The organism is Brevundimonas phoenicis (assembly GCF_047237745.1).
GTDB lineage: Bacteria > Pseudomonadota > Alphaproteobacteria > Caulobacterales > Caulobacteraceae > Brevundimonas.
Window position 1 is genome coordinate 2,236,496 of sequence record NZ_JBDFLN010000001.1, and the last position, 22,475, is coordinate 2,258,970.

The window sequence follows — 22,475 nt, forward strand, 5'->3', positions numbered from 1 at the left end:
ACTGTTTAGCCCGGCCGCATGTCAAGTTGACGTCGGTCCGGCGCGCGGCGGCGCCGGAACGTCAGTCTCAGCCCTCGACCTTCTCGGCCTCGGCGGCGACCAGCTCTTCAGCTGCGCCTTCAGCGCCGGCCGGAGCGGCTTCGGCTTCAACCACGGCGGCTTCACGCAGGGCCGGCTCGACCGGAGCTTCCGAAGCGCCCAGGTCGATGCCCTGAGCGGCGGCGCCGGCGGCCAGGCCGTCCAGAACGGCGTCAGCGATCAGATCGCAATAGGTCTGGATGGCGCGAGCGGCGTCATCGTTGCCCGGAACCGGATAGGTGATGCCGTCCGGGTCCGAGTTGGTGTCCAGGATGGCGATGATCGGGATGTTCAGCTTGCGGGCTTCCTGGATCGCGATCGCTTCCTTGTTGGTGTCGATCACGAACATGATGTCCGGCACCGAACCCATGTCCTTGATGCCGCCCAGCGACAGTTCCAGACGGTCCTTCTCGCGCTGCAGGGTCAGCAGCTCTTTCTTGTTACGGCCTTCACCGCCGGCGCCGACGATGGTTTCCAGCTCGCGCAGGCGAGCGATCGAGCCCGAAACGGTGCGCCAGTTGGTCAGCGTGCCGCCGAGCCAGCGGTTGTTCATGTAGTACTGGGCGCAGCGCGTGGCGGCTTCAGCCACCGGGCCGGCGGCCTGGCGCTTGGTGCCGACGAACAGGACGCGGCCGCCCTTGGCGGCGACGTCGCGCACAGCCACCAGAGCCTGGTGGAACAGCGGCATCGTCTGCGACAGGTCGATGATGTGAATGTTCGAGCGCGAACCGAAGATGTAGCGGTCCATCTTCGGGTTCCAGCGGTGCGTCTGGTGGCCGAAGTGAGCGCCGGCTTCCAGCAGCGTACGCATCGAGAATTCAGGCAGAGCCATGATCGTCTTTTCCTTTTTCCGATCAAACCTAGCGCGGGCGGTTAAAAGGACCGGCTGATCCCTCGGAACGGTGCAGACCGGGATGTCTCCCCGGGCCGCGCCACGCCCACGTGCGAAGTGCGCCGCGCATGTAGGCGAAACGGCCGAAAAAGGCAAGGCGCCGAAGATGATGGGCCGCAAAGCCGCGTCAGGCTCACTCTCCCCAAACCGCGCGAACAGGCTCAGCGCCCGCCGAAAGGATCAGAAGCTGCGGCCGTCCACGCGCTGGGCGGTCCAATCCCACGGCTCCACATCCGTCAGGGTGCGGATGTTGACCGCCGCCACCTCGCTGCCGTCGGGCGCCACGCCGTAACCGAACGGCTGCACCCCGCAGGTCCGACAGAAGCGATGCTCGATCTTGTGCTGGTTGAAGAAGTAGGAGGTCGTCGCCTCCTCGCCCTTGGTCAGGCGAAAAGCCGAACGCGGCGCAAAGGCCAGGACGAACCCCTTGCGATAGCAATGGGAGCAGTTGCACTCCATCAGGCCGTCCAGCCCGACATCCACCTCATAGGCCACGGCGCCGCAGTGGCACGACCCGGCATGGGTCTTCACGCTCGTCTCGCTCATCAGGCGTCCTCCAGCATCACCACCCCCGGCGCCGACTTCAACGCGCCGCGCAGCGCCGCGTCCAGCCGGTATCGTCCCGGCAACTTGATCTCGACCTCAGTGCGGCCGCCCAGCGTCGCCTGCAGCCAGACCTCGCCGCCCTTGCCCTGCGCTCGCGCCCGGTCCAGCCGAGCCTTCAGCGCCTCGGCGTCCGCTGACTGAGCCGACAGCACGACGCGCAGCCCGATCTGGGCGTCGTCCAGCAGCACGTCCATGCGGCTGGCGTCGTCGCCGAAGAAGCGCACCTCGCCGTCGGCCGCCTTGGCCCGAACCTTGACCAGAACCGACGTCCCGACCTCCAGAACCTCGCGGCACCGCCGAAGCTGTTCAGGCGGGAACAGGCATTCGAACTCGCCCGTCGGGTCCGAGAAGGTGACGAAGGCGAACTTCTCGCCGGTGCGGGCACTGGCCCGTTCCTGACGGCGGCGCACCACACCGGCCATCTGGAAGGCTTCATGCCCCGCCTCGGCTAGCCCTTGCGCCTCGGCCACGAAGGTCACGCGCTTGCGCTTCAATGCAGGCGTCAGCTCTTCCAGCGGGTGGCCCGACAGATAAAAGCCGACGGCGTAAAGCTCCTGATCCAGCTTGTCCGGTCCGGCCCACTGCTCGACGCTCTTCAGACGCGGCCGCGCCGCGGCGGCCTGATCGGCGCCGAACAGGCTGACCTGGGACGAGGCCCGCTCCGCCGCCACGCTCTGGCAATAGGCGATCAGCACATCAGCCTGTTCGAACAGCTGGCGGCGGTTCGGATGGATGCTGTCGAACGCGCCCGCGCGCGCCAGGCCTTCCAGCGCTCGCTTGTTCACCGCCCGCGGATCGACCCGCTCCAGGAAGTCGAAGATGTCGGGGAAGGGCCCGCCCGTCTCGCGCACCTCGATGACGTGCTTCATCGCCTCCAGACCCACGTTGCGGATGGCGCCCAGCGCATAGAGCACGCTGCCCTGACCGTCCTTCCACGACACGTCGAAGTCCGCGGATGAACGGTTGATGTCGGGCGCCAAGACCGGAACCTCGAACCGTCGGCAATCCTGATAGAAGACCGCCAGTTTGTCGGTGTTCGACAGATCGAGGCTCATCGACGCCGCGAAGAACTCCACCGGGTGATTGGCCTTCAGCCAGCCCGTCTGGAACGAGATCAGCGCATAGGCCGCCGCGTGCGACTTGTTGAAACCATAGCCCGCGAACTTGGCCACCAGGTCGAAGATAGAGCCCGACTGGGCCTCCGGCACGGACTTCTCTGAGGCGCCCTTGACGAAGCGGAGGCGTTGGAAATCCATCTCCTCCTTCTTCTTCTTGCCCATGGCGCGGCGCAGCAGGTCGGCCTCGCCCAGGCTGTAGCCCGCCAGGATCTGGGCGATCTTCATCACCTGTTCCTGGTAGATGATGACGCCGTAGGTCTCGGTCAGCACCTCCTTCAGGCTGGGGTGCAGGTAATCGACTTCGGCCCGGCCGAATTTCCGGTCGATGTAGGTGTCGATCATCTCCATCGGCCCCGGCCGATAGAGCGAGATCAGGGCGGTGATCTCTTCGATCGAGCCGCAGCGCATTTTGCGCAGGGTGTCGCGCATGCCCTGAGATTCCAGCTGGAACACCCCGACCGTCTGGCCCGAGGCCATCAGCTCATAAGTCTTGGGATCGTCCAGCGGCAGCAGGCCCCAGTCCTGCGCCGCGCCGCGTCGCTCCAGATAGCTCTTGGCCCGATCCAGCACCGTCAGCGTCTTCAGGCCCAGGAAGTCGAACTTCACCAGGCCCGCGGGCTCGACCCACTTCATGTTGAACTGGCTGGCCGGGATGGTGGAGCGCGGATCCTGATACAGCGGCACCAGTTCCGTCAGCGGCCGATCGCCGATGACGATGCCCGCCGCGTGGGTCGAGGCGTTGCGGTAGAGACCTTCCAACTCCAGCGCCGTCTCCAGCAACGCCTTGACCGCAGGCTCGGCGTCGCGCGCTTCGCGCAGGCGCGGCTCCAGGTCGATGGCCTGCGCCAGGGTCACGGGGTTGGCGGGGTTGGCGGGCACCATCTTGGCCAGACGGTCCACCTGGCCCAGCGGCATTTGCAGCACGCGCCCCACGTCGCGCAGCACGGCCCGCGCCTGCAGGGTGCCAAAGGTGATGATCTGAGCCACCCGGTCCTTGCCGTAGTGGTCCTGAACATAGTCGATGACCTCTTCGCGCCGCTCCTGACAGAAGTCGATGTCGAAGTCGGGCATGGAGACCCGTTCAGGGTTGAGGAAGCGCTCGAACAGCAAGCCGAACCGCAGAGGGTCCAGGTCGGTGATGGTCAGCGACCAGGCGACCAGGGAGCCGGCCCCCGAGCCCCGCCCCGGCCCCACCGGGATGTCATGCAGCTTGGCCCATTTGATAAAGTCCGCCACGATCAGGAAGTAGCCGGGGAACCCCATCTGCTGGATGATCCCGACCTCCCATTCCAGGCGGGACCAGTAGTCTTCCTCGGGCGCGTAAGCCTGGTTCTTTTCCAGCCGCGCCTTCAGCCCCTCGCGCGCCTGGTGCGCCAGTTCGTCGTCTTCCGATCGGCCAGCCCCCGTGTCGAAGCGCGGCAGGATCGGCTTGTGCGTCTTGACCAGGAAGGCGCAGCGGCGGGCGATCTGAATGGTGTTGTCGCAGGCCTCGGGCAGGTCCGCGAACAGTTCGCGCATCGCCTCGGCCGATTTGAACCAGTGCTCGCCGGTGACGCGGCGGCGGTCTTCCTGGCCCGTGAAGGCGCCGTCGGAGATGCAGAGCAAGGCGTCATGCGACTTCGCTTGGGCCGCCTTGGCGTAATAGACGTCATTGGTCGCGACTAACGGCACGTCGTTGGCGTAGGCCCATTCGACCAGCCCGCCCTCGGCCACCGTCTCACTGGACAGGCCGTGGCGTTGCAGTTCGACATAGAAGCGATCGCCGAACACCCGCTTCATCTCCGCCAGGGCTTCGGCGGCCTCGGCCGACTTCTTCTGCACGAACAGGGGATCAATGGGGCCGTCGGGACCGCCGGACAACAGGATCAGCCCTTCGGACTTATCCACAACCTGTCCCCAGGGCACGCCCGGCTCGGCCATCTCGCCTGCGTCCAGATAGGCGGCGGACGACAGGGCGCACAGGTTGAGCCAGCCCTGCTCGTTCTGGGCGATCAGCACGACCGTCGGCGTCTTGGCCCACCGCTGGGCGACCTGCCCGCCGATATCGAGCACCGGCAGGGCGCATGCGACGATGGGCTGGACGCCCGCATCCTTGGTCGTCTGGCTGAACTCAAGGGCGCCGAACAGATTGGCGCGGTCCGCCACACCCACCGCCGGCATTCCAGCATCGGCGGCCATCTTGCCGATCTTGCCGGCCTTGATCGCCCCTTCCAGCAGCGAATAGGCGCTGCGGACCCGCAGGTGGACAAAGCCCTGACTGTTCACCGCATCCGCCAATCGAAAACTCCGCATCGCAGCGCCCGATCACACGGGCGCATCGTCATCATGCAGGGAGTCGCGCCTCAATGGGGCGCGGTCATGTCACCAGGAAGGCCGCCTGCCAGACCATCCAGACGAAGCCGCCGCAGGACGCAAGCGACAGCAGATCCCTCACCCAACGCGTCATTGATTTTATCCCCAGATCAGATGTTGCCCATTTGTTCTATGTTGCCGCTTTGTTCTCGTCAACCTCAATTCGCGAGGAAGCCGAGCCGGGTCAGCGCCGAGGCCAGAGCGGCCGAGTTGGGGGACTGCGTCTTGCGCAGCAGGCTGGCGCGAAAGAACTCGACCGTGCGCGGGCTCAGCTCCAGGTTCTGGGCGATCTGCTTGGTGGTCAGCCCCTCGACCAGCATCTCAGCGACCTGACGCTCGCGGCGGGTGAAGGTCAGTTCCTCACGCGCCGGCGTGGACGCCAAGGCCTCCGCCCCGCGACGCAGGGCGCGCACCAACTCATCGATCCTCGTGGGCTTGGGCAGAACATCGTCCACGCCCAGGCGCATGGCGTCCACCGTCGTCCGCACGTCCACGAAGGCGCTGACGACGATAACGGCATGTCGGTTCAGGGCGCAGAAGGCGGCCACGAGATCCAACCCTTCGACGCCCGGCATCTTCAGGTCGGCGACAAGGCAGGTCGGATCGGCGTCGGACGCCCACATCAAGGCGTCGAGCGGTTCATGAAAACCGACGGCGGAGAACCCCGCCTCACGCACCGCCAAAAGGGTCAGCTCCAGCAGCGCCCGATCATCATCAATGATGGCGATTTCAGCGATAGCGCGCCCAACCCTTTCCGCATCTTGTTCATTTCGACCGCCGTCCACGCCATCACGCATCATGTCGTTGAAACTACGCAAGGCTTAGCGCGGGAAAAACCTCGTAGTCCCACGCAGTTGATCCCGTGTGAGCATACGCAGAACGATATTTCAGTTACGCCGAGGCGAACATGGAGGCTCGCTGTGTTGCAAAGCGCCGTATTCCTGACCCAGCCTCCGTCAGGATTCGCGCAAGGCGCACGGTGGCCGGCCCTGATCGACATGCGACGCGACCAAGCCCGGTCATTGGGGCTCGCCGGCGTGGCCGCCAGCGTGGATGACGTCATCATCTACGCCATGGAAGGGTCGCCCGGCTCTCTTGACGGCTTCCTTCAACTGCTCGGCGCCAGTCCCTGCGAGACGGCGTCGACGGAGGCCTGGCGGCAAACGGTGCAGTTTCGTATCCACCGTGTCCTGGCGCTGTCTCAACCGCCGCTCAGGCCGGACGAGACAGCGGTCCTGCGTCGCGCGATCGACCCGGTTCATCCCCGATATGCCGACGTCCCGCCGCTGCTGGGCGCAGCTGCGCTGCATTGGACCATGATGCCCTATCGCACGCCGCTGCAGGCGACGACGCGGCTCATCGCCTCCTAGTAGGCGTGGCTTTCGGCCGCCCGCTGTTCCAGGTGGCCGTCCTTCAGGGCGAAGACGCGGTCCATGTGACCGGCCAACTCCATGTTGTGCGTGGCGATCAGGGCGGCGACGCCCGTGGTCTTGGCCAGTTCGCGCAGGGATTCGAACACCGCCTGGCTGGTGGCGGGGTCCAGGTTGCCGGTCGGCTCGTCCGCCAGCAGCAGGCGCGGGCTGTTGGCCAGGGCGCGGGCGATGGCGACGCGCTGCTGCTCGCCGCCCGACAGTTGCGCGGGCTGGTGCGTGACGCGCTGGCCCAGACCGAGCGCCGTCAGCTTCTCGGTCGCGCGACGCCGCGCCTCCCCTTCCCCTACGCCCGCGATACGCATGGGCAGGGCCACATTATCCAGAGCATCGAACTCCGGCAGCAGGTGGTGGAACTGATAGACGAAGCCGATGCGGTGCAGACGCAGGCGCGTGCGCGCCCGCTCGTCCAGGCCGCCGACGTCCTCGCCGTCGATCAGCACCTGGCCGCTGGTCGGCCGCTCCAGCAGACCCGCCGCGTGCAGCAGGCTGGACTTGCCCGACCCCGAAGGACCGATCAGGCCGACGACCTCGCCCGGCATGACCTCCAGATCGACGCCCTTCAGCACCGTCAGCCCGCCCTGGGCGGTCGGATAGGTCCGCGTCACCCCACGCAACGACAGGATGGCGCCGTTCGTCTCGGCGGCGACGGCGGGCTTCTTCTTCAGCAACCTATTCAAAGCGCAAGGCCTCCACCGGATCGATGCGCGACGCATTCCACGACGGCGGCAAGCTGGCCAGGCAGCTCATGAAGAAGGAGAAGACCGCGACCCAGGTCACGTCCCACGGGTCCACCTTGGCCGGAACGGAATCCAACATATAGACCTCGGCGTTGAACAGTTGGACGCCCAGCAGGCCCTCGAGGAAATGCTGGATCGCCCCGATGTTCCAGCAGAACAGCAGGCCCAGAACCAGGCCCGCGATGGTGCCGCCGATGCCGATGGCCGCGCCCGACATGAAGAAGATGCGCAGGATGGACGACTGGCTGGCGCCCACGGTGCGCAGGATGGCGATGTCGCGAGTCTTGTTCTTCACCAGCATGACGATGCCGCTGATGATGTTCATGGCGGCGATGGCGACCACCATGCCCAGGATGATGCTCATGGCCGTGCGCTCCACCTGAAGCGCGCCCCAGATCGCGGCCTGACGGTTGCGCCAGTCGGTGACGGCGTTGCCCGACCCGGCGGCGCGCTGAACGGGCGCCAGCAAGTTCTCGACCTTATCCGGCTCGGCTACCTTCATCTCGATGATGTCCCAGACGCCATCCTTGCCGAAGAAGAGCTGAGCCTGCTCCAGAGGCATGAAGATGAAGGCGCGATCGTAATCGGCCGCGCCTGACGTATAGATTCCGCCAACGATATAGGTCTTCTCCAGCCCGCCCAAATTGCCGAAGGCGCTGTCCGCGCCGGTCGGAGTGTAGAGCGAGATCGGATCCCCCTCGCGCAGCCCCGCTTCCTCCGCCAGGGTCTTGCCGATCAGGACGTGATCGCCGCCGTACTCGCCCTTGCCGAACCGTTCGCGCGCCCCCGGACTCAGGCTTTCAAAGACGAACTTCATCGAGGCCAAGTCCTGGGGCCTTACGCCGCGCACCATGCCGCCGGTCGCCAGATTGCCCGCGCGGAACATGGCGGGGCTTTCGGTCAAAGGCGTCACAGACACGACGCCCGGCACGTCGGCGATCCGCTTCAGCGCGGCGTCGCGATCGGGCGCATAGAGCACCGGCCCCTGCACATACATATGGCCGTTGAACGACAGGATCCGATCCATCAGCGTGCCGCGAAAGCCCGCCATGATGCTCATCACGCTGATCAGCACGGCGACGGCCAGCATGATGCCGATGAAGCTGATCATGGCGATCAGCGCCACCCCGCCCTGCTTGCGCTTGGCGCGCAGATAGCGGAGCGCCAGCCCGATCTCCCAGCTGGAGAACGGGCCGGCCGGCTTGGGCGCGGGCTGCGGGGCGGAAGCCGTCGCGGCGTCGGTCATTTCGTCAGCAGCTCCAAGGCGGCGTCCAGCGACAGGCTCTGATTCTCGCCGGTGGCGCGGCGCTTCAGTTCAACCACGCCGTCAGCCAAACCCTTGGGCCCGATGGTCAGCTGCCACGGCACGCCGATCAGGTCGGCGGTGGCGAACTTGCCGCCCGGCCGCTCGTCCGTGTCGTCGTAGAGGACGTCCTTGCCCAGAGCTTCCAGCTTGGCCACGGCGTCTTCACACGCGGCCGAGACGGCTTCGTCGCTGGCGCGCAGGTTGATCACCGCCACGTCGAACGGTGCGACCGAGTCCGGCCAGATGATGCCGCCCTCGTCATGGCTGGCCTCGATGATGGCGCCCAGCAGGCGCGACACGCCGACGCCGTAGCTGCCCATGTGGACCTCGGTGTCCTGGCCGTTCGGCCCGGCGACCTTGGCCTTCATGGCGGCCGAGTATTTGGTGCCGAAGTAGAAGATGTGGCCGACCTCGATGCCGCGCGCCGACAGGCGGTCGCCCTCGGCGGTCTGGGTCTCGAACTGGGCCGCGTCGTGCATTTCCTCGGTCGCGGCGTAGAGGGCCGTGCGTTCGTTGAACACGCCCTCCAACTGCTCGACGCTGAGATTGTGGCCGGGCGCAGCCATCTCGACCAGCTTGCGGTCGCAGAAGACCTCGCTCTCGCCGGTCTCGGCCAGAACGATGAACTCGTGGCTCAGGTCGCCGCCGATCGGGCCGGTATCGGCGCGCATCGGCACCGCCTTCAGGCCCAGGCGGGCGAAGGTGTTCAGATAGGCGGCGAACATCCGCTTGTAGGCGATGCGGGCCGAGGCCTCGTCCAGATCGAAGGAATAGGCGTCCTTCATCAGGAACTCGCGACCGCGCATGACGCCGAAGCGCGGGCGGCGCTCGTCGCGAAACTTCCACTGGATGTGGAAGAGGTTCAGCGGCAGGGCCTTGTAGCTCTTCACATAGGCCCGGAAGATATCCGTGACCATTTCCTCGTTGGTCGGTCCGTACAGCAGCTCGCGCTCATGACGGTCGGTGATGCGCAGCATCTCCGGGCCATAGGCGTCGTAGCGGCCGCTCTCGCGCCACAGGTCCGCCAGTTGCAGCGTCGGCATCAGCAGCTCGACGGCGCCGGCTTTGACCTGCTCGTCGCGGACGATGTTCTCGATCTTGCGCAGCACCCGCAGGCCCAGCGGCAGCCAGGCGTAGATGCCCGCGGCCTCTTGCTTGATCATGCCCGCGCGCAGCATCAGCTGATGCGACACGATCTGGGCGTCGGAGGGGGCTTCTTTCAGGATCGGCAGGAAGTAGCGCGACAGGCGCATGGGAGGATTCTCGGCAAATTCAGTCAGGCCCGAGGTTTAACCGGGCGAAGGGGGCGAAAGCTAGAGCGCGTTGGCGTGGGTGATGTCGGGCACGGGGGTCCAGCCGATCCAGACGATGGCGACGATGATGACCCAGACGATGATCGACACCCAGGTCGTGGTGATGAACTTCTTCTTGAGGTTCGGGTTCTTCGGCGCTCCCCACTGGGTGCCGTCCGTCGGCGGATCCTTGATCTGGTCCGACATGCCCAGCGGCAGAATCGCGAACAGCACGATCCACCACACCGTCAGAAAGGTGGCGACCAGGGTGAAGGGGCCAAGGGGCATCGTCTCTAAAGTCCGTTCATCGCAATCATCGTCGCGGCGCGATAAGAGAGGCTCCGCAACAAGGACGCCCTGAATGCCACAGATTACGCTGGAACACTCCACCCATTTCGACGCGACCGACTGGCGCGCCATGGCGCTGGAGATTCATCGCCTCTGTGTCGAGATGGTCGGCGCGACCCTTCCCGCCTGCAAGACGCGCATCGTGCGCTGCGACCGCCTGATCATCGCCGACGGCGACCCGGATCAGGCCATGGTCCACTGCGACCTGCGCATCCTCAGCGGCCGCACCCAGGAACAGAAGACCGCCCTGGGCGAGGCGGTGGAGGCGGCCTTGCTGGCGGGCCTGGCGCCTTATGACGGGCCGCAGCAGGTGTCGGTCGAGATCGGGAATCTCGACCGGGATAACTATCGCAAGGTCACGCTGGGGAGTTGATTCCCTCTCCCTCCCCTTCATGGGGAGGGTGGTCGCGAAGCGACCGGGTGGGGAGGGCGAGGCGATCCTGGCCTCCGCGCCTGAACAGCCTTGCCGCCCCCACCCGGCTTCGCCCTATCTGGCTCAGCCACCCTCCCCATGAAGGGGAGGGAGAAAGAGGCGCTCCTTTTTCCTCCCCACAAAGTGGGCAGGGGGACCGCGAAGTGGTGGAGGGGCTTAGCGACAGCGGAACCAAGCAGCCCCTCCGTCTCGGGCGCTCACGCGCCCGATCCACCTCCCCATTTCATGGGGAGGAGAAGGCCTTACGGATGCGGTCGCCCGATCCCGTAGCGCGCGGCCCAGTACGGCAGGATAGCGTCGTCCTGCAGGAAGCGCGCGCCGGTCTCTTCGCTGACCTGGGCGTCGGGCCAGTCGAACTCGTCATCCAGCACCAGCAGCGGGCAGCTCTGGTTCGCCTCCCCCACCTCGGCGATCACGGCCGGGCGCGGGCGCGGGTGATCCAGGTGGGTCACCGTCAGATGCTCGCGCAGGCGCGGATACAGGCCCAGCACCCCCTCGATCCGCGCCCCGGGCGGGCAAAACCACGGCCCGCCCTGATCATCGAACCAGTCGGCGTTCAGAAGATACAGACGATCCGCCATCAGAGCCTCAGCACCACGGTTTCCACGATCGGACGACGATCCCAGATCTGCTGGCTGGCCTTCTTCAGGGTCCGGCTGACGGCCTGTTCGATGACGGCTTCGTCTTCCAGAGCCTCGCCCTTCAGGCCGCGCACCGTGTTCTCCACGCGCTCGGCCATGTCGTCCAGAACATCGCCCAGCGGACGGTCCGCGTCGCCGGGCAGGCCGATGCCGCGCACGTCGATGTCGCTGGCGATCCGGCCGCGCTTGTCCAGGGCGAAGCTGACGATCAGGATGCCGTTGCTGGCGGCGTGCTTGCGCTCGCGCAGGGCCTCGCCCGCCTCCTCCACCAGCATGCCGCCGTCGACGAACAGACGGCCCGAGGGCACTTCGTCGATGATGGCGGCGGGTCCGGGCGCCAGGCGCACCATGTCGCCGTTGCGCGGCGTGACCGTCTCGGGCACCTGCATGTCCTTGGCCAGGTTGCCGTGCTCGATCAGGTGGCGACGCATGCCGTGGGTCGGCACGGCGATCTGCGGCCGGGCCCACTGATACATCTGGCGCAGTTCGTCACGGCACGGGTGGCCCGAGACGTGGATGCCGGGGTGATCCTTCTCGGTGTAGATGCGGATTCCGCGCTCAGCCATCTTGTCCTGCAGACGGCCGATGGACAGCTCGTTGCCGGGGATGACGCGCGACGAGAAGATGCAGTGATCCCCCTCGCCCAGCTTGATGAAGGGATGCGTCCCTTCGGCCACGCGCGACAGGGCGGCGCGCGCCTCGCCCTGGCTGCCGGTGCACAGGTACAGGATCTCGTCGGCCGGCCAGACCTTGGCCTCCTGTTCGGACAAGAAGGGCTTGATGTCGTTCAACATGCCGACCGACTTGGCGGCGGCGGTGATGCGGTGCATCGAGCGCCCGGCCAGGGCCACGCGGCGCCCGGCGGCCTCTGCGGCGCTGATGACGCTGTGCATCCGCGCGACGTTGGAGGCGAAGCAGCCCACGGCGACCCGCCCCTTCAGGCCCTGGATCAGTTCGGCCAGCTTGACCTTCACATCGCCCTCGGACCCGGCGACGCCGTCCACGAAGACGTTGGTGGAGTCGCACACCATCGCCAGGACGCCCTCGTCGCCCAGCTTCTGAATGAAGTCGACGTCGGTGCGCTCGCCCACGACCGGATCGTTGTCGATCTTCCAGTCGCCGGTGTGCAGCACCGTGCCCAGCGGCGTCTTGATGGCCAGGCCGTTCGGCTCGGCGATCGAGTGGGTGATGGTGACGTAGGTCACCTCGAACGGGCCCAGGTTCACCGTCGAACCCAACGGCGCCTCGTGCAGCTCGACATCTTCATAGATGCCGGCGTCGCGCAGCTTCTCGCGGATCAGGAAGGCAGTGAAGGGCGTGGCGTACAGCGGCGCCTGGATGCGCGGCCACAGCCAGCCCAGGGCGCCGATGTGGTCCTCGTGGGCGTGCGTCAGCACGATGCCCAGGATGTTCTCGCCTTCAAGGAAGGTCGGATCAGGCACGATGACGTCCACGCCGGGCGTGGACTGGTCGCCAAAGGTCACGCCGACATCGACGATGATCCATTTGCGGTCATGCGCCGGGCCGAAGCCATAGGCGTTCAGGTTCATACCGACCTCGTTCGAGCCGCCCAGCGGCAGGAAGACGAGTTCGTCGTTTTGAGTTTTCTTAGTCATGCGGCCTTACAGATGGGAGTTCCGCCGCCAGATTTCGAGTAGGCCGCGGATGGTCAGGTCCGGATCAAACCGGTCGATAGAGTCGGTTGCGCCCTCGAACAGGGAGGCGACGCCGCCGGTGCCGATGACCGTCATGGGCTTGCCCCACTCGGCCTTTATACGGTCCACCAGCCCTTCGATCAGGGCGACATAGCCCCAGAAGACGCCCGATTGCATTGAGGTGACGGTGTCGCGCCCGATCACGGTGTCGGGGCGCTGGATGGCGATGCGCGGCAACTTGGCCGCCGCCTCGTGCAGGGCCTGAAGCGACAGGTTGATGCCGGGCGCGATCAGCCCGCCTTCGAAGGCCCCCGCCCCCTGCCCGTTCGCGCCGGACACGACGTCGAAGGTCGTGGCCGTGCCGCTGTCGATCAGCAGCAGGTCGCCCTCATAGACCTGAAGCGCGCCGATGGCGTTGACCAGACGGTCGGCTCCGGCCTCGCTGGGCTTATGGATGCGCACTTCGATGCCCAGTTCGACGTTCTCGCCGATCACCAGGGGTTCGACGTTCAGGTACCGCCGCGCCAGGTTGCGCAGGTTGAAGATCGACTGCGGCACCACGCTGGAGATGATGCAGCCGTCCATGTCGGCCATGGTCTGGCCCTGGCCGCGCATCTCGAACAACTGATGCAGCCAGACGGCGTATTCATCGGCCGTGCGCATGGGGTCGGTGGCGGTGCGCCACTGGAAGATCCACTCTTCGCCATCGTGAACGGCGAACAGGGTGTTGGTGTTGCCTTGCTCGATCGCCAGAAGCATCAGGCGGCCTCTCCGAAGAAGACGTCGCCGGCGGAGATGACCCGCAGGCTTCCGTCCGGCAGTTTCAGGCGCAGGGCGCCGTCGGCCTCGACGCCGTCAGCGATCCCGCTCAGGGTTTCATGGCTCAGCCGCGCCGTGCATGGGCCGAACAGGCCCGGCGTCCGCGCGACCCAGGCGTCTAGCACGGGCTGAAAGCCCAAGCGCGTCCAGCGTTCCAGCCAGTCATCGAAGGTTTCGGCTAACGCCTTGGCTCCCTCCTCCATCGACGGCGCGGCGGCCACGTCATGACGCAGGTGCTCGACGATGCAGGTGGTCGGGCGCTCGGTCCCTTCGGGTGCGTGGGACAGGTTCACGCCGACGCCCACAGCCAGCCACAGGCCGCCGGAAGGCGCAGGTCCAGATTCGATCAGGATGCCCGACGACTTGCGCCCGTCCAGCAGGACGTCATTGGGCCATTTGATGCTGACCAGCGCGGGCGGAACATAGCGATCCAGCAGGTCGGCCACCGCGAGTGCGGCGGCGAAGGTCAGTTGCGCCGCCTCGGCCGGGGTGCGGTTCAGCGTCAACAGCAGGGTCGTGGCCAGATTGCCGTCCCGGCTGTCCCAGGCGCGGCCGCGACGGCCCCGCCCGGCGGATTGACGCCGGGCCGCGATCCACAGCGGCCCGGCCTCGCCCGCCTCGGCGCGACGACGCGCCTCGGCGTTGGTGGAGTCGGTCTCTTCGAGGATCAGGACCGGAGCCGCCAAGGCCCCTTATCCGATCCCGACGCCCGCGGCCGCCGCGCGCGTCAGCGGCTCCAGCCAGGTCAGGGCGATCAGCAGCACGGGGAAGCTGAAGGCCGCAGCCGCCCAGCCGATCCATTGCGCGCCGGCCGGCGCCTTGTCCGTCGTCACGTCGAACTCAGGCGTGTCGAACCAGATCACCTTGATGATGCGCAGATAGTAGAAGGCCGCGACGACCGAGGCCACCAGACCCGCAGCGCCCGCCATCCAGTAGCCGGCGTCGGCGGCGGCGCCGAAAACGTAGAACTTGCCCCAGAAGCCCGACATCGGCGGAATGCCGACGGCCGACAGCGACAGGATCGTCAGGGCGACGGCCGTCACCGGACGGTCCTTCTTCAGACCGGCCAGATCGGCGATCTTGCGGATCGGACGGCCGTTGCGGCTCAACGACAGCAGGATGGCGAAGAAGCCGATCTGATCCACGACATACAAGGTCATGAACATCAGGGTCGCCTGAACGCCGACCTGGGTGCCCGCCGCCACGCCCAGCAGGGCGTAGCCGATGTTGATGATGGACGAATAGGCCAGCAGGCGCTGGATGTCCTTCTGCATCAGGCCGCCGAAGGCGCCGACCGCGAAGCTGATCAGCGAGATCAGGATCAGCACCTGGGCCCACTGGGCATGAGCCAGGCCGAAGCCTTCGACCAGCACGCGGATGATCAGCACCATGGCCGCCACCTTGGGCGCCGTCGAGAACAGGGCCACGACCGGGGTCGGGGCGCCTTCATAGACGTCCGGCGTCCACATGTGGAACGGCGCAGCCGAAACCTTGAACGCCAGACCGCAGATCAGGAAGACCAGGCCGAAGATCAGACCCGGACCGGGGTTGGCGGTGGCGAAGGCGGCGATGTCCTCGAACCGCATCGAACCGGCGAAACCGTAGATCAGGCTGGCGCCGTACAGCAGCAGACCCGACGACAGGGCGCCCAGGACGAAATACTTCAGGCCTGCTTCCGAGGCCTTCAGGTCGTCGCGGCGATAGGCGGCCAGGACGTAGAGAGCCAGCGAGTGCATCTCGATGCCGATGTAGAGCGAGATCAGATCGCCCGACGACGCCATCATGCCCATGCCGACCGAGGCCAGCACGATCAGGATCGGATATTCGAACTTGGCGATGTTGTTGCGATGCATCCAGCCATCGCCCAGCACCACGGCCACGGCGGCGGACAGGAAGATCACCGCCTTGCCGAAGACGGCCAGCGGATCGGCAACATAGGCCCCGTTGAAGGCGGACCCCAGCGGGCCGACGACGGCCAGAGCCGTCGCCGCCAGCAGCAGCAGCACCGACAGGCCCGAGACCAGGCGCGTTGACTTCTCGCCGGCGAAGGCGCCGAGCATGAGCAGCACCAGCCCGCCGACCGCAAGGGTCAGCTCCGGGGCGGCGAGTTGGAGAGCGGAGGACAGATCAGGCATTATGGTCTCACCCGCCGATCGCGGCGCGATAGGCGCTGGTCAGGGCTTCAACAGTCGGCCCGGTGTAGTCGAGAACGGCGTTGGGATAGAGGCCCAGCCAGATGGTGCCGACGATCAGGGGCACGAAGATCAGCAGTTCGCGCTTGTCGATGTCGGTGATGTTTTCCAGCGCCGGATTGGTGATCGGGCCGTACATGACGTTGCGGAACAGCGTCAGCGCATAGACCGCCGAGAAAATCACGCCCGAGGCCGCGATCAGGGCCGCCCAGGTCGAGACCTGATAGGCGCCCGTCATCGTCAGCACTTCGCCGATAAAGCCCGAGGTGCCCGGCAGGCCGACGTTGGCCATGGTGAACATCAGGAAGATGGCCGCATACCAGGGCATCCGCGCCGTCAGGCCGCCGTAGAAGGCGATCTCACGGGTGTGCATCCGGTCATAGACCACGCCGACGCAGAGGAAGAGCGCGCCCGAGATCAGGCCGTGGCTCAGCATCTGGAAGACCGCGCCCTGCACGCCCGTGTCATTGCCCGCGAAGATGCCCATGGTCACGAAGCCCATGTGGGCGACCGACGAATAGGCGATCAGCTTCTTGATGTCCGTCTGACGGAAGGCGACCAGCGAGGTGTAGACCACGGCGATGACCGACAGCGTCAGCACCAGAGGCGTGAACATCTGCGACGCCAGCGGGAACATCGGAATGTTGAACAGGATGAAGCCGTAGCCGCCCAGCTTCAGCAGGATGCCGGCCAGGATGACCGAACCGGCCGTCGGCGCCTGAACGTGGGCGTCGGGCAGCCAGGTGTGCACCGGCCACATCGGCATCTTCACCGCGAAGGAGGCGAAGAAGGCCAGCCACAGCAGCGGCTGCACCGCCGGGTCGAAGGCGTACTGCTTCAGTTCCGGAATGCTGGTGGTGCCGGTCGTGTGGGCCATCCACAGCATGGCCAGCAGCATCAGGACCGATCCCAGCAGGGTGTACAGGAAGAACTTGTACGCCGCGTAGATGCGGTTGGCGCCGCCCCAGATGCCGATGATCAGATACATCGGGACCAGGGTGCCTTCGAAGAAGATGTAGAAGAGGAACAGGTCCAGCGAGGTGAACACGCCGATGACCATGGTCTCCAGGATCAGGAAGGCGATCATGTATTCGACGACGCGCGTCTCGATCGACTTCCAGCTGGCCACGATGCAGATCGGCAGCAGGAAGGCCGTCAGCAGGACGAACAGGATCGAGATCCCGTCCACGCCCAGGTGATAGCCGGCGCCCGCGAACCAGGCGTAGTTCTCGACGAACTGATAGGCCGGGTTCGACGGATCGAACTGCGCGACCAGCAGGACGGACACGGCCAGCACCACCATTGTGGTGATCAGGGCGATCCAGCGAGCGGCCGGGGCCGCGGCGTCCTGACCGCCCTTGTTCAGCAGGCGCGCGACCAGGATCGCGGCTGCGCCCAGAAGCGGCAGGAAGGTGACGATGCTCAGAATGTGAGGCACGAGGCTCAGGCTCCCCACGTGAAGATGGCGAAGGCAAGGAACGCAGCCACGCCGATCAGCATCACGAATGCATAGAAGTAGACGAAACCGGACTGGAACCGGGACAACCAGCCGCCCGACTTCAGCGAAGCCCAGGCCGCGCCGTTCGGACCGAGGCCGTCGATGATCTTCACGTCGCCGATCTTCCAGAAGAAGTCGCCGATCGCCTTGGTCCCCTTCACGAAGACGGCGTCGTACAGCTCATCGAAGAACCACTTGTTGTAGAGGAAGGTCCACAGCGGGCCCTTGCGGTCGGCCATCTCCTTGGCCGCGCCTTCCTTCACGACATACAGCCAGTAGGCGATGGCCGTGCCCAGCAGCGTCACGATCAGCGGCGCCCACTTCACCCAGGTCGGGACGTTGTGGCTTTCGTGCAGGACGTGGTTCTCAGCCCCGACGAAGATGGCGCCGCGCCAGAACTCAGCCTCATGGTGACCGATGAAGTGCGGGGCGAAGATCATGCCCGCGAACACCGCGCCGATCGACAGCACCAGCAGCGGCACGACCATGACCAGCGGGCTCTCATGCGGCTTCAGCGGACCATGGTGATGGTCGTCATGCGCATGATCGTCGTGGGCGTGATGATCATCATGAGCGTCATGAGCGTGGGCGTCCGCATGGTGCGCGCCCTCCTCTTCCTTCCACACAGGCTTGTTGTGGAAGGTCATGAACACCAGACGCCACGAGTAGTAAGCCGTCAGCAGGGCCGCCGAGATGCCGATGACGAAGGCGAACATGCCCGCAGCCGAGTGGCCGGTCGTCGCCGCCGCATAGGCGCTCTCGAGGATGGAGTCCTTGGAGTAGAAGCCGGCGAAGCCGCCGACGCCGGGCATGCCCAGGCCGGTGATGGCGATGGTGCCGATCATCATCGTCGCATAGGTGACGGGCAGCAGCTTCCACAGGCCGCCCATCTTCCGCATGTCCTGCTCGTGGTGCATGCCGTGGATCACCGAACCGGCGCCCAGGAACAGCAGGGCCTTGAAGAAGGCGTGGGTGAACAGGTGGAACATGGCAGGCTGGTAGGCGCCGACGCCCGCCGCGAAGAACATGTAGCCCAGCTGCGAACAGGTCGAATAGGCGATCACCCGCTTGATGTCGTTCTGCATCATGCCGACGGTCGCGGCGAAGATGGCCGTGATCCCGCCGATGATGGCGATGAACTGCGACGCGACGGGCGCGTGCTCATAAAGGGGCGACAGCAGGCAGACCATATAGACGCCGGCCGTGACCATGGTGGCCGCGTGGATCAGCGCCGACACGGGCGTCGGGCCTTCCATCGCGTCCGGCAGCCAGGTGTGCAGGAAGAACTGCGCCGACTTGCCCATCGCGCCGATGAACAGCAGCAGACCGGCCAGATCCAGCGCCGACCAGGTGTGGTCCAGGAATTCCCAGCCCGTCCCGGCCTTGCCCGCGATCAGCGGGAACAGCTTGGCGAACTCGATCGTGCCGAACATCCAGAACACGGTCATCATGCCGAGCAGGAAGCCGAAGTCGCCGACGCGGTTGACCACGAAGGCCTTGATCGAGGCGGCGGTGGCCGAGGGCTTCTTATACCAGAAACCAATCAGCAGATAGGACGCCAGGCCCACGCCTTCCCAACCGAAGAACATCTGCAGGAAGTCGGCCGCCGTCACCAGCGCCAGCATCATGAAGGTGAACAGCGACAGATAGGCGAAGAAGCGAGGACGGCTGTCGTCCTCCTTCATGTAGCCCCAGGAATAGAGGTGAACCAGCGAGGACACCGACGTCACAACGATCAGCATGACAGCCGACATGGCGTCGACGCGGATCGACCAGTTCGACTGGAACTCGCCCACGTGGATAAACGGCGCCAGGTGCACGGTGAAGGCTTCCAGCCCGCCCCAGGTCCACTGGCTGAACACGATCCAGGAGACCGCGCACGAGAAGAACAGCAGGCCCGTGGTGACGGCCTGCGAGGCGACGTCGCCGATCCGGCGACCGAAGAAGCCGGCGATCATGGCCCCCAGCAGGGGGGCGAAGACGCCGAGAGTGACGAGAGTCTGGATAGTCACGGTTCCGATCAGCCCTTCATCACGGAGGCGTCGTCGACCGCGATGTCGCCGCGGTTACGGAAGAAGGTCACGAGAATGGCCAGGCCGACGGCGGCCTCGGCCGCGGCGACGGTCAGGACGAACATGGCCATCAGCTGACCCGACACGTCGTTCAGGTGAGTCGAGAAGGCCACGAAGTTGATGTTCACCGCGAGCAGGATCATCTCGACCGACATCAGGATGATGATGACGTTCTTGCGGTTCACGAAGATGCCGAAGACGCCGATGGTGAACAGCATGGCGGCGACCGCCAGATAATGCTGGAGCGAGATATCCATTACAGAAGCTCCTCGGGGGTGACGCCCTGGCCCGTGGTCACGGACTTGATCTCGACGGCCTTGGCGCGTTCGCGGTTGGCCTGGGCGGCCAGATCCTGGCGATGCACGCCCGGACGGTGACGGAGGGTCAGGACGATGGCGCCGATCATGGCGATCAGCAGGACCACGCCCGCCGCCTGGAAGAAGTAGACGTAGTCCGTGTAGAGCACGCGGCCGATCGTCTCGATGTTGGTGACGTCAGGCCCGGCCGGAACCGGCGCGGTTGCGTCGCGGGCGGCCCCGCCCTGAACGACGGTGATCGACACCATGATCATCTCGGCCAGCAGCACGCCCGCCACGATGCCCGCCAGCGGCAGGTAGCGCGCGTAACCCTCGCGCAGCTTCACGAAGTCGACGTCCAGCATCATGACGACGAACAGGAACAGCACCGCCACGGCGCCGACGTAGACGACGACCAGCAGCATCGCCAGGAACTCGGCGCTCAGCAGTACGAACAGACCGGCCGCCGAGAAGAAGGTCAGGATCAGCCAGAGAACGGAGTGCACGGGATTGCGCGCGGTCACCACCAGCAGGGCGGAAACCACGGCGACCGTCGCGAGAAGATAGAAGGCCAGGCCTTGCAACATGTGCGGGACGACGCCCCTCTTCAAAACCAATGGCCCGAGGGGAAACCTCGGACCCTTCCAAAATCGGCCCCGGCCCGAAGGTCAGGGTCAGCGTGGCGGAATCGCCGCTCCGTTTAGCGATACGGAGCGTCGAGTTCCAGATTCTTCGCGATCAGACGCTCCCAGCGGTCGCCGTTGTCCAGCAGGCGCGCCTTGTCATAGAGCAGTTCTTCGCGCGTCTCGGTGGCGAACTCGCTGTTCGGTCCCTCGACGATGGCGTCCACCGGGCAGGCCTCTTGGCACAGGCCGCAGTAGATGCATTTGACCATGTCGATGTCGTAGCGCGTCGTGCGGCGGCTGCCGTCGGCGCGCGGTTCGGCCTCGATGGTGATGGCCTGGGCGGGGCAGATGGCCTCGCACAGCTTGCAGGCGATGCAGCGTTCTTCGCCGTTCGGATAGCGGCGCAGCGCGTGTTCGCCACGGAAGCGCGGCGACTGCGGGTTGCGCTCGAACGGATAGTTCACCGTCGCCTTCGGCTTCATCATGTACTTCATCGACAGGCCGACGGCGCCGAACACGTCGGTCAGCATCGCGCCCTTGGCCGCCTGAACGATACGGGTCAGCATTACGATTTCACTCCGGCGCACTCGCGTTGATAGCGGGCGCTTTCCTTGTCGAGGGTCTGGCAAAGGCGCTGGCGTTCCGCCTCGCGCCGTTCGATTTCCTGCACCTTGCGCTCCCACTGATAGACCGACACCGGGTCGGCCTCATAGGGCGCGCAGGCCGACGCCAGCATGGGCGCGGCCAGGGCGAACATCAGGGCTGCGGCTTTCGTCTTCATCCGCCGATCCGGCGTTCGCAGCCGTCCCTGCTGAAGCGCGGATCGTCCCGCGACAGACGTTGGCAATAGGCGCGCTTGTCCGCCTCCTCTCCCCGCTCGCGGTCCAGCCGCTCGAGACGCGCGGACGCGGTCTCGGGCGCAGCCGGATCCATCGGCTTGAAGGTGCAGGCCGACAGGCCGGCGGCGAGCGCCAGCGCGATCAGGACTGTGGCGCGAGCGCCCATCACGCACCCACCGCGAAGACGCGCCACGCCGCCACGAAGACCACGGCCACCAGCGAAGCCGGCAGGAAGATCTTCCAGCCCAGACGCATCAGCTGGTCATAGCGGTAGCGGGGCACGAAGGCCTTCACCAGGGCGATCATGAAGAACCAGAAGACGACCTTGGTGATGAAGACCAGCAGGTAGAACAGGTTGGCGACGAAGGCCGGGACGCTGTTCAGGAAGTCGGTCGGGAAGCCCGGATTCCACCCGCCGCAGAACAGCAGGGTGATCATGGCGCACATGAAGACGATGTTGGCGTATTCGCCGATCATGAACAGCAGGTAGGGCGTCGAGGAATATTCGACCTGATAACCGGCCACCAGTTCCGACTCCGCTTCCGGAAGGTCGAACGGCGGGCGGTTGGTCTCGGCCAGAGCCGAGATGAAGAAGACGATGGTCATCGGCAGCATGACGATGATCGTCGGCAGGGTCTCAAGGCCGCCGCCGAAGGCGTTCCAGTTCCAGAACCAGCCGGACTGCTGGGTCACGATCTGCGTCAGGTTCATCGTCCCGGCCAGCAGGATGACGTTGATGATGATGAGGCCCATCGAGACCTCATAGGACACCATCTGCGCCGCCGAACGCAGCGCCCCCAGGAACGGGTACTTCGAGTTCGAAGCCCAGCCGCCCATGATGATGCCGTAAACGCCCAGTGAGCTGATCGCCAGAATGTACAGGATGCCGACGTTCAGGTCCGCGACCACCCAGCCCGGCGCGAACGGGATCGCCGCCCACGCCACGAAGGCCAGCACGAAGCTGATCAGCGGGGCCAGGATGAAGACCACCTTGTCCGACCCGGCCGGAATGACGATCTCCTTCAGCACGAACTTGAAGAAGTCGGCGAAGGACTGCAGCAGGCCGAAGGGGCCGACCACGTTCGGACCCTTGCGCAGCTGAACGCCCGCCCAGATCTTGCGGTCGGCCAGCAGCAGGAAGGCCAGGGAGATCAGGATACCGACCACCACCAGCAGGATCCCGCCGACAGTGGCGAGGGTCCAACCCAGAGGCGTAGTCCAGAAGGAAGTCGCAGCGTCCAT

General features: G+C 65.8%; 23 protein-coding genes. 2 read left to right on the top strand and 21 right to left on the bottom strand.

Annotation, left to right across the window (positions count from 1 at the left end):
- Window positions 1-67: 67 nt before the first annotated feature.
- From rpsB to ABC419_RS11095, 4 genes are all read right to left on the bottom strand, one after another.
- Window positions 68-910 (bottom strand): 30S ribosomal protein S2, encoded by an 843-nt coding sequence (rpsB, locus tag ABC419_RS11080; RefSeq protein WP_125900160.1) that lies wholly within the window; start codon window positions 908-910, stop codon window positions 68-70.
- A gap of 240 nt (window positions 911-1,150) precedes the next feature.
- Complete coding sequence (locus ABC419_RS11085) at window positions 1,151-1,516, bottom strand: GFA family protein (RefSeq protein WP_412877463.1); 366 nt, start codon at window positions 1,514-1,516, stop codon at window positions 1,151-1,153.
- Complete coding sequence (dnaE, locus tag ABC419_RS11090) at window positions 1,516-4,971, bottom strand: DNA polymerase III subunit alpha (RefSeq protein WP_412877462.1); 3,456 nt, start codon at window positions 4,969-4,971, stop codon at window positions 1,516-1,518. Before dnaE ends, ABC419_RS11085 begins: the two co-directional genes overlap by 1 nt.
- Before the next feature lie 233 nt (window positions 4,972-5,204).
- Window positions 5,205-5,723, bottom strand: a complete 519-nt coding sequence (locus ABC419_RS11095) for a response regulator transcription factor (RefSeq protein WP_412877461.1) — start codon at window positions 5,721-5,723, stop codon at window positions 5,205-5,207.
- On the opposite strand from ABC419_RS11095, the gene ABC419_RS11100 reads away from it, so the two are divergent.
- Window positions 5,688-6,416, top strand: coding sequence for a hypothetical protein (locus ABC419_RS11100; protein WP_412877460.1), 729 nt, complete (start codon window positions 5,688-5,690; stop codon window positions 6,414-6,416). The genes ABC419_RS11095 and ABC419_RS11100 overlap by 36 nt on opposite strands.
- On the opposite strand, the gene ABC419_RS11105 is transcribed toward ABC419_RS11100, so the two are convergent.
- The 4 genes from ABC419_RS11105 to ABC419_RS11120 are packed head-to-tail and all read right to left on the bottom strand — an operon-like array spanning window position 6,413 to window position 10,102.
- The gene (locus tag ABC419_RS11105) at window positions 6,413-7,156 is read right to left on the bottom strand and encodes an ABC transporter ATP-binding protein (RefSeq protein WP_292060719.1); all 744 of its coding nucleotides are present in this window, start codon (window positions 7,154-7,156) and stop codon (window positions 6,413-6,415) included. The two genes, ABC419_RS11100 and ABC419_RS11105, sit on opposite strands and share 4 nt — an antisense overlap.
- On the bottom strand, window positions 7,149-8,462 hold the full coding sequence (locus ABC419_RS11110; protein ID WP_200215718.1) for a lipoprotein-releasing ABC transporter permease subunit: 1,314 nt from the start codon (window positions 8,460-8,462) through the stop codon (window positions 7,149-7,151). Before ABC419_RS11110 ends, ABC419_RS11105 begins: the two co-directional genes overlap by 8 nt.
- Window positions 8,459-9,775 (bottom strand): proline--tRNA ligase, encoded by a 1,317-nt coding sequence (gene proS, locus ABC419_RS11115; protein WP_412877459.1) that lies wholly within the window; start codon window positions 9,773-9,775, stop codon window positions 8,459-8,461. Before proS ends, ABC419_RS11110 begins: the two co-directional genes overlap by 4 nt.
- A 60-nt stretch (window positions 9,776-9,835) precedes the next feature.
- The gene (locus tag ABC419_RS11120) at window positions 9,836-10,102 is read right to left on the bottom strand and encodes a DUF1467 family protein (protein ID WP_412877458.1); all 267 of its coding nucleotides are present in this window, start codon (window positions 10,100-10,102) and stop codon (window positions 9,836-9,838) included.
- A 73-nt stretch (window positions 10,103-10,175) separates the two neighbouring features.
- On the opposite strand from ABC419_RS11120, the gene ABC419_RS11125 reads away from it, so the two are divergent.
- Window positions 10,176-10,535 carry a 5-carboxymethyl-2-hydroxymuconate Delta-isomerase gene (locus ABC419_RS11125; RefSeq protein ID WP_412877457.1) on the top strand — a complete coding sequence of 120 codons (360 nt, stop codon included), beginning with the start codon at window positions 10,176-10,178 and terminating at the stop codon, window positions 10,533-10,535.
- Window positions 10,536-10,837: 302 nt separating this feature from the next.
- On the opposite strand, the gene ABC419_RS11130 is transcribed toward ABC419_RS11125, so the two are convergent.
- From ABC419_RS11130 to nuoH, 13 genes are all read right to left on the bottom strand, one after another.
- Entirely contained in the window at window positions 10,838-11,176 is a 339-nt protein-coding gene (locus ABC419_RS11130; protein ID WP_412877456.1) for a DUF3088 family protein, read from the bottom strand.
- Window positions 11,176-12,852, bottom strand: coding sequence for a ribonuclease J (locus tag ABC419_RS11135; protein ID WP_412877455.1), 1,677 nt, complete (start codon window positions 12,850-12,852; stop codon window positions 11,176-11,178). The genes ABC419_RS11130 and ABC419_RS11135 overlap by 1 nt, the downstream gene beginning before the upstream one ends.
- A 6-nt stretch (window positions 12,853-12,858) precedes the next feature.
- Entirely contained in the window at window positions 12,859-13,653 is a 795-nt protein-coding gene (locus ABC419_RS11140; protein ID WP_412878012.1) for a type III pantothenate kinase, read from the bottom strand.
- Window positions 13,650-14,396 carry a biotin--[acetyl-CoA-carboxylase] ligase gene (locus ABC419_RS11145; protein WP_412877454.1) on the bottom strand — a complete coding sequence of 249 codons (747 nt, stop codon included), beginning with the start codon at window positions 14,394-14,396 and terminating at the stop codon, window positions 13,650-13,652. The genes ABC419_RS11140 and ABC419_RS11145 overlap by 4 nt, the downstream gene beginning before the upstream one ends.
- Before the next feature lie 6 nt (window positions 14,397-14,402).
- Window positions 14,403-15,845 carry an NADH-quinone oxidoreductase subunit NuoN gene (nuoN, locus tag ABC419_RS11150; protein ID WP_046653599.1) on the bottom strand — a complete coding sequence of 481 codons (1,443 nt, stop codon included), beginning with the start codon at window positions 15,843-15,845 and terminating at the stop codon, window positions 14,403-14,405.
- Window positions 15,846-15,852: 7 nt separating this feature from the next.
- Complete coding sequence (locus tag ABC419_RS11155) at window positions 15,853-17,340, bottom strand: NADH-quinone oxidoreductase subunit M (RefSeq protein WP_088412126.1); 1,488 nt, start codon at window positions 17,338-17,340, stop codon at window positions 15,853-15,855.
- Window positions 17,341-17,345: 5 nt separating this feature from the next.
- The gene (nuoL, locus tag ABC419_RS11160) at window positions 17,346-19,406 is read right to left on the bottom strand and encodes an NADH-quinone oxidoreductase subunit L (RefSeq protein ID WP_412878011.1); all 2,061 of its coding nucleotides are present in this window, start codon (window positions 19,404-19,406) and stop codon (window positions 17,346-17,348) included.
- 14 nt (window positions 19,407-19,420) lie between these two features.
- Window positions 19,421-19,729, bottom strand: a complete 309-nt coding sequence (gene nuoK, locus ABC419_RS11165) for an NADH-quinone oxidoreductase subunit NuoK (RefSeq protein WP_003164596.1) — start codon at window positions 19,727-19,729, stop codon at window positions 19,421-19,423.
- Window positions 19,729-20,355 carry an NADH-quinone oxidoreductase subunit J gene (locus ABC419_RS11170; RefSeq protein WP_088411531.1) on the bottom strand — a complete coding sequence of 209 codons (627 nt, stop codon included), beginning with the start codon at window positions 20,353-20,355 and terminating at the stop codon, window positions 19,729-19,731. The genes nuoK and ABC419_RS11170 overlap by 1 nt, the downstream gene beginning before the upstream one ends.
- Window positions 20,356-20,468: 113 nt before the next feature.
- Window positions 20,469-20,960: an NADH-quinone oxidoreductase subunit NuoI gene (gene nuoI, locus ABC419_RS11175; protein WP_040345161.1), complete on the bottom strand. Its 492-nt coding sequence runs from the start codon at window positions 20,958-20,960 to the stop codon at window positions 20,469-20,471.
- A complete protein-coding gene (locus tag ABC419_RS11180) occupies window positions 20,960-21,175 on the bottom strand; it encodes a hypothetical protein (protein ID WP_125900147.1) in 216 nt (71 codons plus the stop codon). The genes nuoI and ABC419_RS11180 overlap by 1 nt, the downstream gene beginning before the upstream one ends.
- Complete coding sequence (locus tag ABC419_RS11185) at window positions 21,172-21,402, bottom strand: hypothetical protein (RefSeq protein ID WP_412877453.1); 231 nt, start codon at window positions 21,400-21,402, stop codon at window positions 21,172-21,174. Before ABC419_RS11185 ends, ABC419_RS11180 begins: the two co-directional genes overlap by 4 nt.
- Window positions 21,399-22,475: an NADH-quinone oxidoreductase subunit NuoH gene (gene nuoH, locus ABC419_RS11190; RefSeq protein ID WP_200165435.1), complete on the bottom strand. Its 1,077-nt coding sequence runs from the start codon at window positions 22,473-22,475 to the stop codon at window positions 21,399-21,401. Before nuoH ends, ABC419_RS11185 begins: the two co-directional genes overlap by 4 nt.